The organism is Streptomyces sp. NPDC006510, assembly GCF_040611955.1.
In the GTDB taxonomy this organism is placed as follows: domain Bacteria; phylum Actinomycetota; class Actinomycetes; order Streptomycetales; family Streptomycetaceae; genus Streptomyces.
Window position 1 is genome coordinate 1 of record NZ_JBEXPH010000356.1, and the last position, 4,342, is coordinate 4,342.

Here is a 4,342-nt window from a genome sequence, read left to right on the forward strand (position 1 = left end):
CTCCCGGGGACCGCAGCCCCCGGCCCCACGCCTCGCCTCCCGGGGACCGCAGCCCTCGGCCCCATGCCCCGCCCCGCCCACCCCATCCGCCCCATCCGCCCCATCTATTTCCCCTTCCCAGCCGTCCGCCGCTCAGCCGGTTTTGGTCGTACGCCCGCATCCGCCCGCACCGGACCGGCAGGGAGCAGCCGCCGTGCCCGTACAGCGCACGGCGTTGCCCGTGGTGCCCGAATCCGCCGTTCCCACGACCACCGGACCGACGCCCGGAGCCGATGCTCCTCCCACCGGGCCGCCGAGCCTTTCGGTACGGGTTCCGCAACGCGCGCCGACTCCGACTCCCGCTGCCGGAGCCGGAGCCGGAGCCGGAGCCGGAGCCGCAGGGTCCACGGCCGAGGTGCTTCAGCGCGCGGCGGCCGGTGCCGGAATCACCGGCGTTCCGGTGCGGGCGGCCCCGGTGAAGCCCGTCGCACCGTCGGGAAGGACCGGATCGGCCGCCCCGGCGGCCCCGCCCATCGCGGAACCTCCGGTCGCGAACCGGGTCACCGGGACGGACATCGAGGAACTGGCCCGTCGTCTGCTCGATCCGGTGAGCCGGCTGATCCGCGCGGACATGCGCAGAGGGCGGGAGCGTGCCGGACGGTTGCACGACGGCCGTCGCTGACGGCGGCCCGCCCGGCACGGCGTGGCACGGCACTCGGGAAACAGCAGAGAAGAAGAGAAGCACATGACGGACAACATCTTCGCGACGAGCGTGTTCTTCAAGCTCGTCATCGGAGGCAGCGACCTGGGGGCCTTCCACACCTGCTCGGGACTGGGCGCCGAGGTGGAGATGGAGCAGTACGCCGAGGGCGGAAACAACGGCTTCACCTGGCAGTTGCCGGGGCGGATCACCTGGACCAACATCACACTGACCCGCCCCGTCACCGCCGACACGCTCAAGATCGCACGGTGGCTGAACGAGACGATCCAGCGGGTCGAGCCCAAGGACGGCGAGATCGTCGCGCTCCGTCCGGACCTCGGCCGCATCATCGGCTGGCAGGTGCACGGCATCGTGCCGGTCCGCTGGCAGGGACCGTCCTTCGACCCCGCCAGCTCCCAGGCGGCGATCGAGACGCTGGAGATCGCGCACGAGGGCCTGGAGCCGTCCTGACGTTCCGGCACATCCCTTGGCAGTCACAGGTACAGGTAGCAGAGAAGATCGGGAAGGAGGAACGCGATGTCACCCGCCGTCCGTACGAGCCGTGCTCGCGCCCAGCTGACCATCATGGAACCGCCGGCGACCGTCGGTGCCAAACCGGGCGGGAGCCTCGCCCGGCTCACGTTGCAGTTCAACCCCGCGAAGCTGTCGCTGAGCAAGAGCACCGAGTGGCGGCGTACGCCGTCCCGGACGGCCGGGCAGTCCGCCCTGCCCGAATTCGTGGGCAGTGGGCCCCGGTCGCTGTCCCTGGAGGTCTTCCTGGACTCCACCGCCACCCATGACAACTCGGTGGAGAAGGCGGTGGAGCAGCTCATGCTGGCGTGTGTGCCCACCCCGAGCAGCCTGGCCCGCAAGACGCCCGCCAGCCCCTGGGTCCGTTTCGACTGGGGCACCTCGAAGACGACCTCGTTCGACGGTGTGCTGTCCAACCTCTCCGTCTCGTACACGCTGTTCGACGTCGACGGGAAGCCGCTGCGCGCCACCTGCTCCCTGTCGATCGAGGAGGCGAGCGTGGATCCGGCCGGCCAGAACCCCACGTCCGGCTCGCGGGAGGCACGTCGTACGCACCGGGTGGTCGCCGGGGACAGTCTGCCGCTGCTCGCCTGGCGGGAGTACGGCGATGCCACCGCCTGGCGCACCATCGCGGACGCCAACGACATCGACGACCCGATGCAGTTGACGCCCGGCCGGGAACTGCTGGTGCCGGGACTGGAAGACCACGTCTCGGAGGGAAGCCGGTGACCGCCCCCGGACGTTCCTTCGCCGCCGACCCGATCGTCGAGGCGCCCGGCGAGGTGCCTGCCGTGTGGGCCACCCAGTTGGTGAGCTGTGTGGTCGACGAGAACGTCGGTCTGCCGGACGCCGCCGTGCTGATGTACCGGGACCCTGACCACAAGTTCCTCACCGCGACCGGGATCACGATCGGCACCCGGCTGAAGATCTCCGTCGTCACCGTGAAGGAGCGGGTGCGCGAGCGGCTGTTCACCGGGGAGGTCACCGCGGTCGAGCTGGACAGCGACACCACCGGTTCGTTCACGGTCGTCCGGGCGTTCTCCAAAGCGCACCGGCTCCAGCGCGGCCGGAAGGTGGTGGCGTACCGGAACATGAAGGCGGCGGACATCGTCCGCAAGGTCGCCGCGGACGCCGGGCTGGCCTGCGGGAAAATCGAGGCCGCGCCGATCACGTACCAGCAGCTGACCCAGCCGAACGTCTCGGACTGGGAGTTCCTCCAGCACCTGGCGGCCGAGAGCGGGGCGAGCGTGCGGATCGACGACAAGGGCCTGTTGCAGTTCGTGAAGCCGAAGCCGGCCTCTTCGGCCCCCTCGCCCTCGACGTCCGCCTCGCGCGACCCGATGGTCCTGGAGTACGGGAACAACCTGCTGGCCCTGCGGGCGGTGCTGACCGGGGCGGACGGCGCGGACAGCGTCGAGGTGCGCGGCTGGAACGTCAACGCCAAGTCGCGGCTGGTGGCCCGGGAACAGTCCATCCGCAGCGACACCGTCGCACCGGGGCTGAGCCCGACGCTGCCGGCCGCGGCGTTCGGCTCCAGCGCCCGTACGACGATCGCCGACACTCCGTACCGGACCCAGGCGGAGACCGCCGCCGTGGCCGGAGCGCTCGCCGCCTCGGTCAGCTCCGGTTTCGGGGAGATCGAGGCGGTCGCCTACGGAAACCCCCAACTGCGCGCGGGCGAACCGGTGGCCCTCGGCAACGTGGGGCCCGCGTTCTCCGGCCGCTACACCGCGACCGCCGCGCACCACGTCTTCGAGCCGGACACCGGCTACCGCACGACCGTGATCGTCAGCGCGTCGCCGGACCGTTCACTGGCGGGGCTGGCCGGCGGCGGGAGCGCTCCGGCGCGCGGGCCGCGCATGCCGGGCCTGGCGATCGGGGTGGTCACCGACATCCGCGAGGAGGGCAGAGGCCAACGCGGCTGGGTCCGGCTGAAGTTCCCCTGGCTCGACGACACCTATGTGACTGACTGGGTCCGTACGGTGCAGTGGGGCGGGCAGGGCGGCGGCGGAGTGTTCAGCCCCGAGGTCAACGACGAGGTGCTGGTCGGGTTCGAGCAGGGGCTGCTGGACAGCCCGTATGTGCTCGGCGGTCTCTACAACGGGGTCGACAGACCATCGCCGCACGACGTCCCGCTCGTCGACCCGACCAGCGGCAAGGTCAACCGGCGTTCCCTGGTGTCCCGTTCGGGGAACCGGCTGGAGCTGCTGGACGCTCCGCGCGGCCCGTCCGGGGTGCGGATCGCCACCGGCGACAAGCGGCTCGACGTCATGCTGGACGAGAAGCGGGGCGAGATCACGCTGACGGTGAAGGCCCGCGGCGGCGGCCGGGAGCTGAGCTCGGTGACGCTGTCCGCTTCGGGCATCACCCTCGACGCCGGTACGGGCGACGTGAACATCAAGGGTCGCTCGGTGACCGTCAACGGCAAGACGGGCGTGACGGTCGACGGCGGACTGCTCGCCGTGCTCAAGGCCAAGCTCATCAGGATCAACTGACGGTCGAGCCGGCTGTCGGATTGCCCGCAGAAGTCCCTGTCACAACGCCCCAGCAGAAGTTCCTTTCGCAACGCCCGCAGAAGTCCCTTTCACAGCAAGGAGAACCCCGGCCATGCCCCCCGCAGCCCGCACGGGCGACAGCACCGCCCACGGCGGCCTCATCGGCACCCCGCCCCCCGGCGCGGTGGCCGTCGCCACCGTGCTCATCGGCGGCCGGCCCGCGGCCGTCACCGGGAGCCTGCACGCGTGCGTGGTCCCCCCGCACGCCGCGCTCGGGCCGGGGAACGTGATCATGCCCAACCCGGCCGCCGCGCTCACCGGTCCGGTGCTGATCGGCGGCCTGCCCGCCGCCCGGATGCGGGACACCACCACCTGCGGCGGGCAGATCATCAGCGGCGCGATGAACGTACTGATCGGGGGCCCGCTGTGAGCGGCGGCGGGTTCATCGGACGCGGCTGGGGCTTCCCGCTGCGGGTCGGTGCCACGGGCGGCATCGGCATGGTCGAGCGGGACCGGGAGATCGAGGAGGCGATCGGACTGGTGCTCGGCACGGCGCCGGGCGAGCGGCCGATGCGCCCGGAGTTCGGCTGCGGCATCCACGACTACGTCTTCGCACCCGGTGACGGCGCCACCGCCG

General features: G+C 71.6%; 6 protein-coding genes. 5 read left to right on the forward strand and 1 reads right to left on the reverse strand.

The annotated features are described in order from the left end of the window. Positions 1-399 precede the first annotated feature (399 nt). Positions 400-612 (reverse strand): hypothetical protein, encoded by a 213-nt coding sequence (locus tag ABZY11_RS43090; protein WP_356484404.1) that lies wholly within the window; start codon positions 610-612, stop codon positions 400-402. 112 nt (positions 613-724) lie between these two features. Here ABZY11_RS43090 and ABZY11_RS43095 point away from each other — a divergent pair, with 112 nt between their 5' ends. The 5 genes from ABZY11_RS43095 to ABZY11_RS43115 form a co-directional block, all read left to right on the forward strand. Beyond that, positions 725-1,150, forward strand: coding sequence for a phage tail protein (locus tag ABZY11_RS43095; protein WP_356484405.1), 426 nt, complete (start codon positions 725-727; stop codon positions 1,148-1,150). Between the two features lie 66 nt (positions 1,151-1,216). Then, the gene (locus ABZY11_RS43100) at positions 1,217-1,939 is read left to right on the forward strand and encodes a LysM peptidoglycan-binding domain-containing protein (RefSeq protein WP_356484406.1); all 723 of its coding nucleotides are present in this window, start codon (positions 1,217-1,219) and stop codon (positions 1,937-1,939) included. Continuing rightward, the gene (locus tag ABZY11_RS43105) at positions 1,936-3,705 is read left to right on the forward strand and encodes a VgrG-related protein (RefSeq protein WP_356484407.1); all 1,770 of its coding nucleotides are present in this window, start codon (positions 1,936-1,938) and stop codon (positions 3,703-3,705) included. Before ABZY11_RS43100 ends, ABZY11_RS43105 begins: the two co-directional genes overlap by 4 nt. A gap of 112 nt (positions 3,706-3,817) precedes the next feature. After that, the gene (locus ABZY11_RS43110; protein WP_356484408.1) at positions 3,818-4,135 is read left to right on the forward strand and encodes a PAAR domain-containing protein; all 318 of its coding nucleotides are present in this window, start codon (positions 3,818-3,820) and stop codon (positions 4,133-4,135) included. Further along, the coding region (locus ABZY11_RS43115; protein WP_356484409.1) for a GPW/gp25 family protein at positions 4,132-4,342 on the forward strand (211 nt) is incomplete at its 3' end. The genes ABZY11_RS43110 and ABZY11_RS43115, both read left to right, overlap by 4 nt.

Bases quoted from the DNA above. Each gene is read 5' to 3' on its own strand.
- ABZY11_RS43110 (WP_356484408.1), top strand. From the start codon at position 3,818: ATGCCCCCCGCAGCCCGCACGGGCGACAGCACCGCCCACGGCGGCCTC.
- ABZY11_RS43095 (WP_356484405.1), top strand. From the start codon at position 725: ATGACGGACAACATCTTCGCGACGAGCGTGTTCTTCAAGCTCGTCATC.
- ABZY11_RS43090 (WP_356484404.1), bottom strand. From the start codon at position 612: ATGTCCGCGCGGATCAGCCGGCTCACCGGATCGAGCAGACGACGGGCC.
- ABZY11_RS43100 (WP_356484406.1), top strand. From the start codon at position 1,217: ATGTCACCCGCCGTCCGTACGAGCCGTGCTCGCGCCCAGCTGACCATC.